10 protein-coding genes are annotated in these 17,135 nt (G+C 68.4%); 6 read left to right on the top strand and 4 right to left on the bottom strand.

Annotated elements, in window-relative coordinates; translation table 11 throughout:
* Nucleotides 1-373 precede the first annotated feature (373 nt).
* Together ACFVXJ_RS13780 and ACFVXJ_RS13785 are read right to left on the bottom strand one after the other, a co-directional pair.
* Nucleotides 374-1,621: a helix-turn-helix domain-containing protein gene (locus ACFVXJ_RS13780; protein ID WP_389661916.1), complete on the bottom strand. Its 1,248-nt coding sequence runs from the start codon at nt 1,619-1,621 to the stop codon at nt 374-376.
* 596 nt (nt 1,622-2,217) lie between these two features.
* The gene (locus ACFVXJ_RS13785; protein ID WP_389661917.1) at nt 2,218-3,084 is read right to left on the bottom strand and encodes a GntR family transcriptional regulator; all 867 of its coding nucleotides are present in this window, start codon (nt 3,082-3,084) and stop codon (nt 2,218-2,220) included.
* A gap of 180 nt (nt 3,085-3,264) precedes the next feature.
* On the opposite strand from ACFVXJ_RS13785, the gene ACFVXJ_RS13790 reads away from it, so the two are divergent.
* The 6 genes from ACFVXJ_RS13790 to ACFVXJ_RS13815 all read left to right on the top strand — a co-directional run bounded on the left by ACFVXJ_RS13790 (nt 3,265) and on the right by ACFVXJ_RS13815 (nt 8,983).
* On the top strand, nt 3,265-3,618 hold the full coding sequence (locus ACFVXJ_RS13790) for a hypothetical protein (RefSeq protein WP_389661918.1): 354 nt from the start codon (nt 3,265-3,267) through the stop codon (nt 3,616-3,618).
* Nucleotides 3,615-5,042, top strand: coding sequence for an FtsK/SpoIIIE domain-containing protein (locus ACFVXJ_RS13795; RefSeq protein ID WP_389661919.1), 1,428 nt, complete (start codon nt 3,615-3,617; stop codon nt 5,040-5,042). Before ACFVXJ_RS13790 ends, ACFVXJ_RS13795 begins: the two co-directional genes overlap by 4 nt.
* A gap of 38 nt (nt 5,043-5,080) precedes the next feature.
* The gene (locus ACFVXJ_RS13800; protein ID WP_389661920.1) at nt 5,081-5,857 is read left to right on the top strand and encodes a DUF2637 domain-containing protein; all 777 of its coding nucleotides are present in this window, start codon (nt 5,081-5,083) and stop codon (nt 5,855-5,857) included.
* Nucleotides 5,858-6,006: 149 nt separating this feature from the next.
* Nucleotides 6,007-7,452, top strand: a complete 1,446-nt coding sequence (locus ACFVXJ_RS13805) for a replication initiator (RefSeq protein ID WP_389661921.1) — start codon at nt 6,007-6,009, stop codon at nt 7,450-7,452.
* Nucleotides 7,452-7,676, top strand: coding sequence for a helix-turn-helix domain-containing protein (locus ACFVXJ_RS13810; protein WP_389661922.1), 225 nt, complete (start codon nt 7,452-7,454; stop codon nt 7,674-7,676). The genes ACFVXJ_RS13805 and ACFVXJ_RS13810 overlap by 1 nt, the downstream gene beginning before the upstream one ends.
* Nucleotides 7,676-8,983, top strand: a complete 1,308-nt coding sequence (locus tag ACFVXJ_RS13815; RefSeq protein WP_389661923.1) for a tyrosine-type recombinase/integrase — start codon at nt 7,676-7,678, stop codon at nt 8,981-8,983. Before ACFVXJ_RS13810 ends, ACFVXJ_RS13815 begins: the two co-directional genes overlap by 1 nt.
* A gap of 79 nt (nt 8,984-9,062) precedes the next feature.
* Here the strand turns inward: ACFVXJ_RS13815 and ACFVXJ_RS13820 are convergent, their stop codons facing one another.
* Both ACFVXJ_RS13820 and ACFVXJ_RS13825 read right to left on the bottom strand, forming a co-directional pair.
* Complete coding sequence (locus ACFVXJ_RS13820) at nt 9,063-9,368, bottom strand: hypothetical protein (protein ID WP_389661924.1); 306 nt, start codon at nt 9,366-9,368, stop codon at nt 9,063-9,065.
* Between the two features lie 43 nt (nt 9,369-9,411).
* On the bottom strand, nt 9,412-16,419 hold the full coding sequence (locus ACFVXJ_RS13825) for a polymorphic toxin-type HINT domain-containing protein (RefSeq protein WP_389661925.1): 7,008 nt from the start codon (nt 16,417-16,419) through the stop codon (nt 9,412-9,414).
* Between the last annotated feature and the right edge of the window lie 716 nt (nt 16,420-17,135).

A 17,135-nucleotide genomic window follows, 5' to 3' on the forward strand; every position in this document is an offset into this window, starting at 1 on the left:
ATGCACAACCTCGCCCTCGCCGGATAAACGAGCGGCCCACTCACGGCCCACGACGTCAGAGCCGCCCCGAAGATCATTTACGGGACAACCCTTAGGGAGGAGAGGTAGCCCCTGCCGTTGGTGCTGAGGTAGCAGGGGTTCCCGTCCTGAGTCGTCCACGGCAGTAAGCGCGGGCCGGTCACTCCTGCTGCCGCGTCGTGCAGCTCTCTGCGGCGCATGCGGTCCGCGTCGGTCCTGGATGTGCTCACCGTGCACCCCCACCTGGGTCGCCGAATGGAATACGGCGACCGTAGGGGGCGACGGTCCGTCACTCCATCTATGAGGCATGCCAGTTGGTGACGAAGGGTGTCGGAAGTATCGCGTTGCGTGGCACCTATCCGACGACGGCCAGGTAGGAGGCCATGTCGCGCATCTCGGCGGTGAGGGTTCGCTTGCGCTTCTTCAGGATCTCCTGCATGGTCTCGGCGGCCATCCGCTGATGCCTCAGCCACTCCGGGGATGCCCGGCGGACTCCGGTCAGCTCGTCCATCGCCGCGGACAGGTCGTTGGTCCGGGCGTGGGCGCGGGCCACGTCCAGGCGGTGGCGGTTCCAGTTTTCGCCGCTCGGCCGCCCGGCGCTCTTCCACGCCTTGGGCGACATGGCGTCCTCGCCGGATTTGCGGACGACGGCACGGGCGTCTCCCACGACCATGTCGTCTTCCACGCCCTTCATGCCGACGGTGAGCGGCCCGAAGGTCGTCCAGTGCCGGAAGAACGAGCCGGTGTACTCCCGGCCCACGGCGGATGCCGCCGTGTTTGCGACGCGGTGGTAGTGGCGGGCTTCCTGGGGCCGGTTGTTGCGGCCTGCGGCAGCCGCGGCGCGCAGTGCCAGCCATCCCCATGCCGCGCATTCGTCCGGCGTCGCTCGGGACAGTCTCGGTTCGATGAGGTCGGCGGTCTGGGAGGCGAGCTGTTCGGCTTCGTCCAGCCGGCCCTGGCGTAGGAGCAGCCAGCACATCCCGATGACGCCGGATGCCCCGGTTAGCATGTCCCGGGCCTGGCGTGCGTCGGTGATCGCACCGGCCAGGGCGGTGTAGGCGAGGTCGTACTGCCGTACCTGCGTCAGGTACCGCCCGGCCAGCTGCAATGCCTCGGCACGGGCCAGGAGCGCCTGACTGTGCTCCTCGCCGCTGTCGAAGTGCGCGACCGCGCTGTTCGCGTCCCGCAAGAGCGCGGGCAGTTGGGATGCGACGCTCTTGTAGCTGTCGGAGTGGTAGAGCACCGCACCGTCATGGACCGTTCGGCGGAAGCGGCGCAGGTTCGGCTCCTCGTCTACGCTCTCGCCGTCCGAGTCGGTGAGTCCCACTGGTGGGGTGAGGGCCGCGCGGAGTTGGATCAGGTTGACGCGGTTCGGGTCCTCCGAACGACCCACGGGCTCCGGAGCATCCGGCGCCAGAAGCGTTGCCGTTGTCACGCTCAGCGCGCGGGCGAGGGCGTGAAGGGTTTCCATGCGGACCGTGCCACCCTGCTCGACCTTGCGCACCGTCCCCGGCGAGACGCCTGCGGCGTGGGCCAGTTCTTCCTGGCTCATCCCGGCCCGACGCCGGTACTTACGGACGTTGTCCGCCAGTTCCGTAGTCATGCTGACCACCTCCAGCGCCACGGTACGCCGGTCCGACGAGTCAACCGAGGGCTATCCGGCAGATACCCGCCCGAAGCGGTAACCCACCACCACGCTCGATCCCGGTCAGGTGGCCGGACGGTGCAGGGCCGGCGCCCCGGCAAGAACGGGGCCTGAGCGGGAGGGGTCCCTCGTCGGTCGGGCAGCTTCGCCGTACCAGGGTTCCCCGGGGGCCGCCAAGGCTCACCTCGTGACGCTTGCGCTCGGCCTTGGCGGCCCCCGGGGGTTCCTGGTACGCCTCCGGTGACCGGGCGACGAGGGACCCCTCCCGCGACCCGACCACCCATCACCACGACGGAGCCGCACCCGCACTCGGCCTCCTCCCCCTCGGAGAGAGGGCCGGGGCCTGGGGCAGAGCCCCAGAACAGTGCCTGCTGGTGGTTGTTGCGCGCCCGGACCAGCGGGGCAGCCGGCAAGCGGGGCGGAGACAGGAGCGGGCGGCGGCCCCGAGGGGCCGGAGCGCGCGCGGGCCGCGTCAGCGGGCCGCCTTGATCAAGTAAAGAAACTCTGAACAGCTCTCCCTGTCACCCCATCTGGCTCAGCTTCCGACCTGACTATCAGGGGCGCTGCTGTCGGCGCTTCTTCGATTCGGCCAGTGCAGCTTCCAGCCTCTCGCGTGGCGATGCGTCCGAGTCGGCATCGTCGTGAAGTGGTGGCAGATACAGGCCGCGTCGGCTCGTCTCACGTTTGATCTTCCGGCGCTCGTTGAAGATCCGCTGGTGTTCCTCGCGGATCGTCACCCATCGCTGGTCGAGTTCCGCTTCCCGTGCCAGCAGCTCGTCATTCGTGAGGTCGGCGAAGTCGGCTGCGGCTTCGCGGGCCTCGCGGGCGATCTCCTCCCGTAGCAGGTAGTTCGTGATCGGCCCGTGGCGCTTACCCGGCTCCGGGGCTTGGCGTACGAAGACACCGCGGCCCTTGACCGAGTACACGAGCCCTTCCTGCTTGAGGCTTCGGTAGGCGTTCTGCGCGGTGGAGTTGGCGACTTGGAAGCGCTCTTGGATCTCACGGGCGGGCGGGAGCTGGGAGCCCGGGGGGTAGGTGCCTTCCGCGATGTCGCGGCGGAGGAAGTCGGCCACTTGGACGTAGGGCGGGCGGCCGTCGTCGTTGCGGATGAGATCGGCCGGCCAGTCCGGGCCTGGCTCCTCGTCGTCTTCGTCCGTTGGGGCGTCTGGGGCATCGCTGCCGCTGACTGTCGAGCTCACGAAGCTGCCCCGGCCGAGTTGGGAGTAGACCAGCCCTTCCTGCTTGAGGACCCGCAGGGCGTTCTGGACGGTGGAGCTGGAGACGCCGAACCTCTCGCCGAGGACGTTGGCTGAGGGCAGACGCTCACCTGATGCGAACTCACCGGTCAGGATCGCGTCCCGCAGGGCACCAGCTGCCTGGAGATACGGCGGTCGCGAGTCCTCATCCAAGGGCAGGGTCATGACCCCACGGTATCGCCTGCCCGGTAGGCCACTACAGGCAGATCCCTGGGCTTCCCGCCTGACCGCCCACCCACCTCATCGAAGTCACAAGTTAATCGAGCTTGCAAGTTCAGTGATCATCTCCCTATGCTCATGGCGAGTCGATCAAGCGGCTCAATCTCGAACCTGAGGAGTGATGGCATGCCCATGCCTCGTATTCGTGTCGCCTTGCAGCAGTCGGCGGTCTGCATCGCGGGCACCGAGCCGGTGCTGAAGATCAAGGACCAGCAGACCGGCGAGGTCGCCACCGACCGGGAGACCGGCGAGTCGCTGTACACGGTGACCGTGATGCTCATGGAGGACGGCCGCGCCGAGATCATGAAGATCACGGTCCCGCAGTCGGGCCTGGCGGCCGGGCTCCAGCCGGGTGCGGTGGTGCGGCCGGTGGACCTGTTCGCCACCCCGTGGGCGCGGATCTTCAACGGTCAGCTCTCCGACGGTGTCGCGTACCGCGCCGCCCGTCTGGAGCTGGTCGTGACGGAGGTGGCGCAGTGATCGGCCTCGACATGGGGAACCTGGCCGACCACGCGTCGCAGGTGCTGCTGGTCGTGGTCGTGCTGGCCGGTGTATGGCTGCTGTGGACGGTGGTGCGCTACGCGCAGGCCGACCGGGGTACGCGGGTCAGCATGCGGCAGGCCGTGCGGGTGCGCTGGGGTTGGGTGCGGCTGGCCAGGATGGCCGGGCTGACGGTCACCGACAAGACGCTGGGCCTGCTGGCACAGATCACCACGTCCAAGGACGGCCCCGCGCCCGCACCCCGGGTCCTGACGCCCCGGATCAAGGTCAAGCCCGACCGGTTCGGCGTGATCGTACGGGCCAAGACCCTGCCGCAGGTCGGCCTGGAGGAGTACCAGAAGGCGGCACGGTTCCTGGCGGACGCCTGGCGGTGCACGCGGGTCTCCGTCCTGCCGGACGGGCCCGGCCGGGTGGTGATCCGGGGCGTGCGCTCGGACCCACTGACTACGCCGACCGAGCACCGGCCCACCGGCCGCCGGCTGGAGGATGTGGCGCGCTGGGAGCTGGGCGTCGACGAGTACGCCGCACCGGTGCGCGTCTCCTTGGCGAACGTGCCGGGAGTGACCGTGGCCGGCACCCCCGGCTCGGGCAAGACCTCGACGGTCAACAAGTTCATTTGCGATCTCGCGCCGTCGGCGGCCGTGCAGTTCGTGGGCTTCGACGGGAAGGTGTCGCGGGCCTCAGAGGGCGACTACGCCGATCTGGTCAAGCGGATGTTCGCGTTCTGCGGTGACGACCTCGGCGAAGCCAACCGGCTGTTCAAGTACCTGGTGGAGCTGCGCCGACGGCGGTCCTCGGTGATCCGTGACGCGCTGGGCGTGAAGAACATGTGGCACGTCGGCCCATCGCCGCAATGGCCGCTCACCGTCGTGATCATTGATGAAGCACACACGTTCTTCCGCGAGTACAAGGGCAGCGACGCCGAGACGAAACGTCTGGCCGCGCTGACGGCGGAGAACGCCCGGCTGGTGGAGGACCTCGTCAAGAAGGGCCGAAGCGTCGGCATCCTGGCGATCCTGATCAGCCAGAAGACCACCGGCGACGCCATCCCCACGTTCATCCGCGACGTGTGCCCCATCGGGCTGTCCTTCGCTCAGAAGACGGTCGAAGCCGCAGTGGCCGCACTGGGCGACGACATCCGCAACTGGCCCGACGCCAGCCCGGTCACCTTGCAGGACCCCGCCTACGTCGGCGTCGCCGTCATGGCGATGCAGGGCCGCCCCGGCTACACCCGCATCCGCACCCCGTACGTCTCCGACGCGGACGCGGCCCGCGTCGCGGAAGCCACCTCCCACCTGACCGCCGACCCCGCCCTGCGCCTGGACGCCCTCCTCGACTCAATCGGCGGGGCCACCTCCGGCGACGACGAGCCGGACGGCCCCGTCTCTCCGTCCAAGCCCTGAGCGCCCTTGAAATCCCGCACCTGAGAGGAAGCCTGCACATGGCGGAGGAACGATTCACCCGCCACACCGTGACCGCAGTCATGGCCATCATCGCGGCCCTGGCCTTCGTCTTCTCCTTCGGCAACGTCTGGGCACTCGCCCTGCGGCTCGGCGTTCCCCGCCCGATCGCGCCGCTGATCGCTCCCATGGTGGACTTGTCCGTCGCCGGGCTCCTGGTCGCGCTGCGGTTCCTGGCCCTGCGCGGCGTCCGCGCGCACGAGTTGAAGGCCGGCGCCCGCCTGCTTCACCTGTGCGGCGTACTGACCCTCGCGCTGAACACCGCCGAACCTCTGCTCACCGGCCACTACGGTCGGGCCTGCCTGGACACCGTCGCCCCGCTCCTGCTGCTTGGCTGGGGCCGCGTCGGCCCTGCCTTCCTGTCCCAGTTCCACACCGCAACCCACCCCACCCCGCACCTGGAGGCCGCCACCGCGTCCATCCCCACCCCTGTCCCCGCTACTGAGCCGGACCCCGACCCGGCACCCGCTCCCGAGGCCGCAACCCCGGCCCCTGAGCCGCTCCCCGTCGCCACGGCCGATTCGGCCCCGGCCGCCGTGCCCTCCGTGAACGAGGCACCCGCACCCGCCCCAGCCTCCGCTACCAAGACGGCCGTACCCGGCTCCCGTCCGGCCCTGCCCGCCGCACTGCTCAACGCAGCCCGGCACATCGCGGACACCCACGACACGGAACACAGAGCGCCGATCACCGCCACCCAGCTGGCAACGCGCATGGGCGTCGCCCTGCCGGTGGCCACCGCCGCGCTCGCTCAGCTCTGAGCCTCCCCGGCCGCCGACCGGATCACCCGCCTGAACCCCACGCCCACCAATGGGCCTGGTTCGTCATGCCCCGAGCAGCACCCAAACGCCCCCTGGCTGGCCGGTTGCTGCTCGGGGCCCCCACCCCGGCAGAAGGGACACGCCCCGACATGGTCACCCTGGACCTGCGCCACGTGGCAAGCCCGGCAGTGCGGGACCTGCTCCACCTGGTCAACCTGCCCGGCTTCGACCGCGCACAGCAGCAGATCGAACGCCTTGGCGGCTGCACCGAACCCGTACGCCTCACCGGACACACCGCCACCGTCGACACCACGACCGGCGAGGTACTGCGCTCCTACACCACCTCGGCCGAGCCCACCGGCAGCCTGCTCACCGCGTGCGGCAACCGGCGCTCCTCCCGCTGCCCGGCCTGCTCCCGCGTCTACGCCGCCGACACCTACCACCTCATCCGCGCCGGCCTGACCGGCGGCAAGACCGTGCCCGAAACGGTCCGCACCCACCCCCGCGTCTTCGCCACCCTCACCGCCCCGTCCTTCGGCCCCGTCCACAACCGACCCACCAACACGGACGGCGGGCCCCGCCCCTGCCGCTGCGGCAAGCTCCACGAACCCACTGACGCGCTGCTGGGCACACCCCTGAACCCGAAGACGTACGACTACGCGGGGGCGGTCCTGTTCAATGCCCACGCCTCCGCTCTGTGGGCACGCTTCACGATCTACATGCGCCGGGAGATCGCCGCCCGGCTCGGCCTCACCCAGAATGCCGCCTGCGCCGTGCTGCGGGTCTCCTTCGCCAAGGTCGCCGAGTACCAGAAGCGCGGCCTGGTCCACTTCCACGCCGTCATCCGGCTCGACGGCCCGGACGGCAGCACCCAGCCCCCACCCCCGTCCGCCACCGTAACCTTGCTTGCCGATGCCATCCGGGCTGCTGCTGCCCGCGTACGTGTAACGGTGGTATCGGACCCGATCGGGGAACGCGAACTCGCCTGGGGCGAGCAGCTCGACGTACGCGAAATCGCCGCCTTCGGCACCGACGCCGAATTCACCGACCAGGCGGTTGCCGCCTACGTGGCCAAGTACGCCACCAAGTCCGCCGACGCCTCCGGCACCCTCGACCGCGCCCTGTACTGCCGCCCCTGCCAGGGACGCGGCGCCGCCCTCCTTCCCCACGGAACCCCGCTCCCATGCACCGCCTGCAAGGGCACCGGACAGGCCCGGCCCCTGCCCCGGCTCGCGGTCGCCCGCCACGTACGGCAGATGATCCGCACCTGCTGGGAGCTGGGCAAGCTCCCGGAGTTCGCCGACCTCAAGCTCTGGAAGTGGGCGCACATGCTCGGCTTCCGCGGCCACTTCTCCACCAAGTCCCGCTGCTACTCCGTCACCCTCGGCGCGCTGCGCGACGCCCGCCGTGCCTGGCGCACTGAGCAGGCCCGCACCCAAGCCAGCCTGCCCGACCTCGACCCAACGACCACCCTCGTCGTCAGCCACTGGGCCTACCAGGGCTCGGGCTACAGCCCCGGCGCGGCACTCCTCGCCGCCGCTGTCTGGCACAGGAGAGAGCTGGAACGGCAGTTTGCGGCAGAAGGCGGCTGCTGATGGCTACGCACCAGCCCATTGAGCTCCACCACGGGCCGGGCGCGTCGCAGGAACTGCTGACGGTTCCCCAAGTCATGGCCCGCCTCCAGCTCGGCCGCTCCGCGGTCTATGACCTGCTCCGCACCCGCCAACTCGCCTCGATCACCCTCGGCCGCGCCCGCCGCATCCCCACCCACGCCCTCACCGACTTCATCCACGCCCGACTCGACCAGGAAGCCGCCTGATGACCACGCCCCGCGACCCCAGCCCCTCCCGCCGCATACGCGCCAACGGAGACGGGACCGTCTACCAGCGCAAGGACGGACGCTGGGAAGCCGCCGGCTACGTCCTCGCCCCCGGCAACACCCGCAAGCGCATCCGCGTCTACGGCACCACCCGCAAAGACGCACTGGCCAAACTCACCGAGAAGATCGCCACCAGCAACCGCGGCGTCCCCGTTCCCTCCGCGCAGGGCAGCGTCAGCGCGTACCTGACCTACTGGCTGGAGGCCGTCGCCATCCACCAGCTCCGCGAGAACACCCACACCCGTTACACCACCTGCGTCCACCAGCACCTAATCCCCGGCCTGGGCAAGAAGAAGCTCGCCAAGCTCACCGCCAAAGACGTCCGCACCTGGCTCAACCAGCTCCGCACCACCTGCCAGTGCTGCGCCCGCAGCATCGATGCCCACCGCGATCAGCCCCGTTGCTGCGCCGCCGGAACGTGCTGCTCCAAACGGCTCTCCCCGCTGACGCTGGCGTACATCCACTCCGTGCTCAAGTCCGCCCTGGAGCATGCCGTACGTGAGGAGGAGATCACGCGCAACGTTGCGCGCAACGTCCGCACCGGCACGCCCCGACCCCGACGCTTCGAGCCCCTCACCGCCGACGAAGCCCGCCAGTTCCTCATCGCCGGCCGCACCGACCGCCTGCACGCGCTGTACGAATTCGCCCTCCGCACCGGACTCCGCAAGGGCGAACTCCTCGGTCTCCAGTGGGAAGACCTTGACCTTGACAGGAGCACCGCCAGCATCCGCCGTACCCTCCAGCGCACCCAGACCGGCGGGCTGACTGCCCTGCCCACCAAGACCCGCGCCTCCGAACGCCGCATCGCCCTCCCGAGCGAGTGCATCCACTTGCTGAAGGAACACCGTGAAGGTCAGGAGGGAGAACGCGAAGCGGCAGCGAAGAGCTGGAAGGACAGCGGTCTCGTCTTCACCGCACGGGGAGGAGGGCCGATCGATCCTGCGAATCTCAATCGCAGCTTCCTCAGCCTCCTCGATCGGGCCGGGCTCCGCCGCATCCGCTTCCACGACCTACGGCACTCCACCGCGACGCTCCTCCTGGAGCAAGGCGTCGAACTCGTCGTGATCAAAGAACTCCTCGGCCACGCCCACATCGGCGTCACCGCCACCGTCTACGCCCACGTCCGACTCCGTCTCCAGCGCGACGCCATCGACCTCCTCGGCCGCACGCTCCACGACCCCACCGAGACCGCCAACCAGCCCGACGACGGTGACGACCCGGCCTCTTGTGCAGCACCTGTCCACTGACGTTGCCGTCAACTACTGCCGTCAACACCCAGAAGCCCCACCGAAGAAGACTTCGGTGGGGCTTCTTTCTTAACTCCAGCTACACGTCGCCGCGGAGCTTCTCTAGCGGCCCCTGCGGGACCGTCAAACTATCCAACTGCTGGATTTCCGACTCGCCATCGATGTATACCAGAGTTCCATACTCCTCGAATCCATCCTCCAGAGGATCACCCTCGGGATCCAGCTGAGATACAACCTTGATCTGCACTGCGGAAATCTTAGCGATCTGATAGATGCCAAGATAGTCACTCTCGCGTTCTTGGAAATCACACCCCAAGATTTCCGCGATCAGGCGAGCGGTCCGAGGTACGTCGGCACTCCGCACCCCGTAGAGCAAATGTTTCATCTTCAGTTTCTTTCAGTTCGATCGGCCATCCGTAGCCAGTTGTCTACCCGCAGCCACAGACACGCGCCAGGATGCTGGGTCCTCGGGACGTTGCTGCTTCGATGCTGTTGTAGATCATGAAATGAACCTCACGCCCGCCAGCCATCTGCTGTAGCTGACTCTGCATTCCCGAAAGGCCGAGCGCCTCAAGGTGGGAAGCCGATAGAGGGCCAGTTCGAGTTCCACGCGACCTCAAGCCAATGCCGAGTTCCTTCGCCCTGTTGAAGATTCCCTCTCCTCCAAGCGCGATGTCAAAGTCGCTATGGTCCCCAAAAGCCCGCCCGCTCTTGAACCCTACGCCCGTTACAGAGCTCCCTTGGAATGCGGCGCTAGTGCCGCCGTGTCCAGCTCCCGCCAGTCTGCTGTCAAGGGCTTTGACGAAACCGTTGTAGTGCTCGACATTGTCAAACCCGAGCGGCGTATTGCAGTTGTGGACCAGTACCGGCGTTGCCCCCGCCAGCACATAGTACGTGTGGAGGTCATCGACCGTGAGGTTGTGCGTCGTGACCGCGTGCGGGTAGCTGCGGACCGCGGTGATGTTGAGGGTCGTGCCGTCGGGCTGGCGGAGCTTTTCGCCCGGCTTGAGTTCGCCCGCGTCGACCCACTGGTGGCGGGATTCGCTCCAGTAGGGGTGGTGGTAGGTGGAGGTGATCTTCGCCGGCGGGCCGCGGGGAGCGGCGTCGTCGGTCAGGGTGAGGTCGGTGAAGTCCTTGTCGTCGGGCGTGGTGATGGTTGCGACGACGGTCTTGGCGACGGTTTCACCCGTCTGCGGGTCGGTCGCCATGACGGTGTCGCCGTCGTGGACGTCCTCGATCGACTTCGAGGACCCGTCCGCCATCAAGACGCGGACACTGGCAGGGAAACTGTTGCATGTGACCCCGACCTCGGACTCTGCGGATCCACTGCCCCTGTTGGAGGACTCCGCCTTGGCCGCGTCGGCTTCGCCCCTTGCGGCTTTCGCCTCGGTACCGGCGGTGTCGCTTGCCGATTCCTTGGCTGCCTTTCCTTCGGCCGATTTGGCCGCCTTCGATGCCGCAGCAGCCGCCTCTTCCTCGGCCTTCTTCGCCTTGGAGAAGGCTTGCATCGCCTTGGCGGCTCTGCCCTCGGCGACATGGATGGCGTCGTAGGCCTTGTTCATCTCCTTGTAGATCTTGTAGGCCTTGATGCCTATCTTGACCGCTTTGAAGATCTTGCCCCAGGGAACCGAGTTGAGGGCCGTATTGATGCAGGCCATCACGTCGCCCTTGGTGAAGCAGTCCCGGGCGTCGTTGAAGCCGATCAGGTCAAGGACCACGTCGATGATCGCGTGCTGCAGTTCATCGCGGTGCTTCTTGGCCCTGACCACCTCGCCGTTGGCGTTGTCGAGGTCGGCCGAGCTGACGTGTCTCCCGCCACCGCCGCCGTCATCGTCGTTGTCGCCGTTGTCAGTCGCGGTCGGGGGGTTGTAGTCCGGTGAGGTCATGTAAGCGACCTGGTCCTCGTGCGTGCGCATGAGGCCGCTGGGGTCAGCCGCGTTGATCGGGTCGTTGTTCGAGTACGCGTACGCGTTCCACTGCTGCGGATCGCCCGCGTCGATGAGCGGGTCCGGGCTGATGAAGCGGGCCGTCGTCGGGTCGTACTCGCGGGCTCCCAGGAGGGTGAGGCCGGTGGCCTTCTCCTTCGTGCCGCCGACGAAGCCCTTGTCGCCCGCCCACGCACCCGCCGCCGGCTGGGTGCCGCGGTCGTTGCCGAACGGGTCCGTCGGGCGGCGGACCTGGGAGAGGTCCGAGGCGTTGAACTGGACGCCGTTGGTGCCGTGGTGGTCCGACGCCTGGTAGGCGAGGGAGGACGTGCCGCCCGTCGTGGTGCGGGTGACCGCGATGCCGCCCGGGGCGCCGTAGGTGCGGACGTCGGAGACCTTGCCCGTCGCCGTGTCCACAGTGATCTGGTCCGCGCCCAAATTCAGCGTGGTGCTGGTCGGGTCGCGGCGGATGAGCTGGTTGCCGCCCGTGTCGTACACGTAGCTGGTGCCGGCGCTCTGGCCGGTGCCGGTGATCTTGTCGAGCTTGCCCTGGTCGTTCCACGTCAGGGTCTTGGTGCCCGCCGTATTGGTGATCGAGGCGGTGTTGCCGGTGGCGTCATAGGTGTACGACGTCACCTTCGTGCCCGCCGTGCTGGTCTCCGTGGAGGCCATCAGTGCGTGCGGACCACCCGTGCCGCCGCCCGCCTTCGGGTCGGTGGAAGGGGTGTTCGGGCCGGTGCCGAAGGTCTGGGTGACCGTCGTGTCCTTGGCCGCGTTGCCGGTGACGTCCTTCTTGACCAGCTTCGTGCGGTTGCCGAGCTTGTCGTACTCGTACTGCTGCCAATACGGGGCCGGACCGCCCACACTCGGCTTGCCCGTACCGTCCACCGCAGGGCCGCCGCTGTTGGCGCAGCCTCCGATACCGCGCACGCTGGGCTGGGGAGCCGTGCTGGTCGCGCCGGTGTCGGTCCAGGCCTGCGTCATCCGGCCCAGATAGTCGTACGTGAAGCACTGCAGGTCACGGGTCGTCCCGTCCTGCGTGTTCCCGACCGAAGTGACCTTGCCCGCCTGGTTGTACGTGTAGTCGACGACATCGACGCTCGCCGTCGTGGCCGTTTGCTTGTCCAGCGTCGAGCGCACCGGGCGTCCGGTGGACAGGTCGTAGTCGAGCGTCGAGACGATCTGCTTGCCGCTCTTGCCGACCGTGCCGCGGATGGGCCGGCCGAAGGCGTCGTAGCGCACGTCGACGACGTACGGCGTGAGCGTGGTGCCGATCATGCCGTCCAGCGCCAGCAGGTTACCGGCGTTGTCGACGTTGAAGGTGAGCGTCTCCGCCTTCAGACCGGCTTCGGGAACCGCCGGCAGGGTGGTCGTCTCCAGCTGACCGTAGGGGCTGTAGGTGTTGGTGGTCTCGTAGACGCCCTGGAGCTTGTTCTCGCTCGCCGGGACCGTGATCCTGCTGCCGAGCGGACGGTAGCCGCCGTCGTAGCCGGTGACCTCCGAGCGGTACGCGGCACCCGCGGCTCCTCCGACGTAGCGCGTGGTGCTGTCGGGCTTGCCGAGCACCTTGCCGTCGTAGGTGAAGGCGCCCACCTGCTTGGCCGGATCGACGGCCGTGCCCTCGTACGTGGCGATCGTGCGGCCGAGGAGGTCGCTGACCGTCGTGGCGCTCTTGCCGCGGGCGTCGGTGGCCGTGACGAGGCTCTTGGCGTCGTCGTAGACGGTCGTGCTGGTGCCCGCGTCGGGGTCGGTGGTCTTCACCGTGCGGCCGAGGAGGTCGTACGCGAAGGTCCACTCGTTGCCGGCGCCGTCCTTGCGCGACAGCTCCTGCCCCTGGGTGTTGCTCACGTACGTGGTCTCGTCGTACGCGCCCGTCGGGGTGTTGCTCTTGTACTGGCGCAGCACCGAGGTCAGGCCGTTGGTGATGGTCGCCGTCGCGAAGCCGCCGTTCGGCGGGGTCGAACGGACCTCGTCGGCGCCCGGGTACTCCGTCTTCGAGCGCCACTGCTCGACGCCGAAGGACTGGAACACCGAGGCGGTCTGGCGGCCGAGACCGTCCAGGACCGAGACCGTCTGTGCCGGGATCTTGCTGTCCGGGTTGACGCCGCCGTTTGGCAGGAACAGTGCGCCCGACGGGTCCTTCTCGTCGTTGTAGTACGGCGCGCTGGTCTTGACCTGGTGACCCTGCGAGTCGAACAGCGCGTCCGTGACCAGGCGACCCGTGACGCCCGAGCCGGGGGTGGCCTGCGTCTGACGGACCCGTCCGAGTCCGTCGTAGATGGTGTAACTGGACGTGTAGGTCTGTCCGTCCTTCATGAGCGCCTGGCTCAGGACGGTGGACGGCGCGTTGGTGCCGTTCATCGCGTACGAGAACTTGCGGACCGGGAGGAAGGAGTTCGCCCGCTCCTGGCCCGGCTGCCAGATGGCCAGGACCCGGCCGAAGGCGTCGTAGTCGCGTTCGGCGACGTGCCCGTTCTCGTCCTTGGTGATCAGCGGCAGCGAGCGGCCGATGTCCAGGGTGTTCGAGGACTTCCAGCCCAGCGGGTTGGTGTGGACCACCTCGGAGGGCAGGACACCGGTCGCCGGCTTGTACTCCGTGGACGTGACCGCACCACCCGGGTGCGCGGCGTCCTTGCGGACCTTGTTGGTGTTGCTGGTGACACGGCCGTACGCGTCGAACGTGGACGTCGAGTTGAGCCGGTACACCGGGTTTCCGGCGCCGTCGTACTTCTCCAGGACCTCGGTGCCGGTCTGGTCGGCGGTCGCGGCGGACTGCCCGAGGGGCAGGCCGTCGAAGTAGGCGCGCGTGTCGCCCACCGTGTTGGCGGCCGTCGGCGTCTGACCGCACGCGGCCGACAGGACGAGCGTGCGCGACGCGATCTGCGTCAGCGCGCCGCCCGGGCCGGTCGCGTACTCGAAGGTGGTGCAGAGGCGCTCGGCGGGACGGGAGATGTCGTTGACGTCATCGACCTGGAGCGGACGCGAGAACAGGGTGGCATCGTACGTCGACGTGCGCTGGCTGGTGCGCCAGGTACCGTTCGCGAGCTTGGCCCGCGAAGTCACCTTGGCGGTGTTCATCGCACGCGCCGTGATGGCCGGCATGCCGCCGGACTGCGCCCGCGTAGCGGTGACGGCGCCCAGCCACGGGTCGGAGACCTCGTCGCCGACGACCGTTCCGCCGTCCCGGTCATACGTCTCGGTCTGGCGGACGAACCCCGACAGGACGTCCTCGTCCTTGATGGTGCCGCCCTGCGCGTCGCCGATCGTGACGCTGCGCTTGCTGCCGTTGGCGAGGACGTCGCCGTCCATGCCCCGCAGGTACGTCGCCACGCTCTTGCTGCGCGGGGCCTCGGCGCTGTTGCCGTTGCCCGTCCGGGTGGTGACCGTAGCGAAGCCGCGGAACTGGTCCCACGTGCGCGTCTTCGGGTCGGCCGACTCGGAGTCGTTGCGGTGCCAGGCGATGCCGCCGCCGTACTCGTAGTCGGTCACCGAGGTGACCTGGCCGCCGACCATGTCCTGATGCGTGACCGACTGGACCACGATCTTGTTGAACCAGTCGTTGACCGGGTCGGGGTAGGACTGACCCGGCAGGTACCACTTGACCGGCATGCAGGCCATGGTGTTGCCGTCCTCGGAGGACGGCATGGTGCCCTTGAGGCGCGAGCACTCGGGAGCCTTGTAGACGACGTTGATCCGGCCACCGGTCTCGGTGGTGATGGTCTGGATGCGCGGGCGGTTGTAGGGCGGCGCCGACGCGTCCGTACCGTCCGGTCGCTTGACGACGCCGTCGACGCGGTTGGCCATCTGGAGCGGCTGGAAGGACACCGCGGGCAGCGTGATGGCCGTCTTGCCGTTGGAGCCGGTGCGCTGGATCGAGTCGAGCCACAGCGTGGGTGCGGTGCCGTCACCCGGGTCCTGGAACGACTGGTTGAAGGCGAAGGAGTCGACCTTGCGCCAGGCGGTACCGGTCCACACCTCGGTGTACAGCTGGGTGAACTTCTTCGTCGTGAAGTACGTCGGGGAGAGGTTCAGGCACTGCCCGGTGGCGGGGCACTCCTGGTCGACGGGGGTGTCGGGCCAGGACTTGGCGTTCGCTTTGGTGCGCTGGGCGGGGTCGGTGCAGGTGACCGTCCCGATGACGACGCAACGCTCGGCGTTCTTGATGACGACCTGGGCGGCCGGCTTCGCCGCGCCCTTCGCCGCGATTTGATCGGGCAGACGCTGGCCGTAGCCGATCCAGGTCGGGTAGGAGGCGCGCTGGTACTTGGTCGTGGTGCCGGTGCCGTTGTTCTGGCCGCCGCCGCGTCCGTAGTAGTTGTCCTCCTGCTCGTAGCGGTAGGAGATCAGGTTCTGGTGCGGGTCCACGACGTAGTCGAGGTTCCACTGCCAGCCCATCTGTACGAACGAGCCGTTGGCGGGGGTCTGGGCGCCCAGGCACTTGTCCTGGCCGCTGTTGAAGTACACCGGGACGGTGGAGACGGACTTGGCCTCCGGGTCGGTGCCGTCGCCGCCGGGCAGTCGGTTGGAGCCGAAGTAGTACTGGGTGCCGTCGGTGGTGGTGACCTTGAAGCCCTCACCCTTCCAGGCCGTGTTGCGCTGGCCCGTCAGGCGTTCGATCTTCGTGCCGTCCTCGCCCTGGAGGCGGTAGACACAGGTCGCGTCGTCCCGGACGATCTGGCCCGCGTGACCGGCCAGGGACAGGGACAGGATGTCGCCGGCCCAGCACTCGTCGCCCGAGTCCTTGATACCCGCGTCCTTGCAGGTCTTGTAAGAGCGGGAGATGGAACCGGGGCTCCACTCCCAGCCCTCGCCGAAGCCGCTCGCCTGCGCGTTGGTCGACGCGGTGCGGCCGTCGATCGAGGAGGAGTCGTACCCCAACGACACGTCGGGCGCCGCGCCCGCGATCGAGGACGGCACCTCGACGGTGTAGCCGTAGGTGAAGTTCGCGGCATTGGATCCGGCCTGCCAGGAGGCCGAGGGCAGCAGCGGGGTCGCGGAGAAGTCACCGCTCGCGCCCGCCGGTCCGGGCTCCATGGCCAGGGCCACGCCTTGGGCGGCCAACATCTGCGGCGCGGCGGCCGGGGCGGAGTTCGGCCCGGACTGCGTCTTCAGCAGGGCCGAGGTCCCGGTGGCGGCCGTGGTGGCGGCGCTCTTGGGTACCTCGACCTCCGCGACGAGTCGCCCGGAGGCATCCCGGTGGGAGGCTACGGGCGTACGTGTCGTACAGCCGGCGGCGCCGGGGGTGATCAGGGCGCAGGTGGGCAGTTGCACCAGCCGGGCCCGATCTGCCCAGTTGGCGCCCGCCGTCTTGGCCCACGCCTGCACATCGAAGCCGACCTGGACCGTGCCGGAGGTGGCGGTGCCGGACGGTTCGGTCAGGGAGACGAGGGCACCGTTCACGCCGGCGGCCCGCGCCTTGGCCTCGTCCTTCACCTCGACCTTGAGCGTGCCGTTCAGGCCACCGGAAGCGTCGGGCGCGCCCTGCGGGGTACTCGCAGAGGGCTTCGCCACCGCCTTCCCCGGAGCCAGCCAGACGGGCAGGGTGCCAGCCTGAACTGAGGGAACGCCGGGTGTACCGGTGACAGTTCCCTGTCCAGTCAGATCGACTACGGCTGCGCCGGCGGGTGTTTTCACCTTCGCATCCGGAACCCATTTCCGGCCGTTGTCCGACCGCTTGGCCGGTGGCTTCGCATCCGCGCCCTTGACCGGTTTGGCATTGGGCAAGGGAGTTTTTGGTGGCACCCACACCTTTGGCGGCTTGTCAGCCGCCTCGGCCAGGGGAACCCCCAGGCCGGATACGAGCACCGCGAGCACCGAGACGACCGCGACACGCGATCGTCCCGCGCGTGAGCGCTCAAAGAAACCACGCCGACGAGACAAGCGATTCCCCCCACAGGACCAAAAAAGAGACGTTTCCCCGGGCGTGGACAGCCCAGATCGAACGCACCCTATGGAATGTCCGTTCGACCCGCACAGGATTTCCTTAAAAGATGCCTACATGATCCATATCACCTGCGGGACAAGCCGGTGTTTCCTGCCGCCAAGCGGACAACCGCATCTGATTCCGCGTTGACAAAATTGCAGACGTGAAGAGAGGGTGCGGCTGACTTCTGTCCGTCTCACAGCTCAGGGGGGCCGTCTCACGTGAGGCAGTCATTCTTTCTTTCAGGGACGCCGAGACCAGGGGGCCTCAGACGACGCGTTCCCGGCGGCTCGGCGCTTCCGCT

Origin of the sequence: Streptomyces sp. NPDC058279, from assembly GCF_042881255.1 — a bacterium.
Taxonomy (GTDB): domain Bacteria; phylum Actinomycetota; class Actinomycetes; order Streptomycetales; family Streptomycetaceae; genus Streptomyces.

What these genes read in the sequence shown, in the direction of transcription:
- ACFVXJ_RS13780 (WP_389661916.1), bottom strand. Translation starts at nt 1,621, where the DNA reads ATGACTACGGAACTGGCGGACAACGTCCGTAAGTACCGGCGTCGGGCC.
- ACFVXJ_RS13785 (WP_389661917.1), bottom strand. Translation starts at nt 3,084, where the DNA reads ATGACCCTGCCCTTGGATGAGGACTCGCGACCGCCGTATCTCCAGGCA.
- ACFVXJ_RS13790 (WP_389661918.1), top strand. Translation starts at nt 3,265, where the DNA reads ATGCCCATGCCTCGTATTCGTGTCGCCTTGCAGCAGTCGGCGGTCTGC.
- ACFVXJ_RS13800 (WP_389661920.1), top strand. Translation starts at nt 5,081, where the DNA reads ATGGCGGAGGAACGATTCACCCGCCACACCGTGACCGCAGTCATGGCC.
- ACFVXJ_RS13805 (WP_389661921.1), top strand. Translation starts at nt 6,007, where the DNA reads ATGGTCACCCTGGACCTGCGCCACGTGGCAAGCCCGGCAGTGCGGGAC.
- ACFVXJ_RS13810 (WP_389661922.1), top strand. Translation starts at nt 7,452, where the DNA reads ATGGCTACGCACCAGCCCATTGAGCTCCACCACGGGCCGGGCGCGTCG.
- ACFVXJ_RS13815 (WP_389661923.1), top strand. Translation starts at nt 7,676, where the DNA reads ATGACCACGCCCCGCGACCCCAGCCCCTCCCGCCGCATACGCGCCAAC.
- ACFVXJ_RS13820 (WP_389661924.1), bottom strand. Translation starts at nt 9,368, where the DNA reads ATGAAACATTTGCTCTACGGGGTGCGGAGTGCCGACGTACCTCGGACC.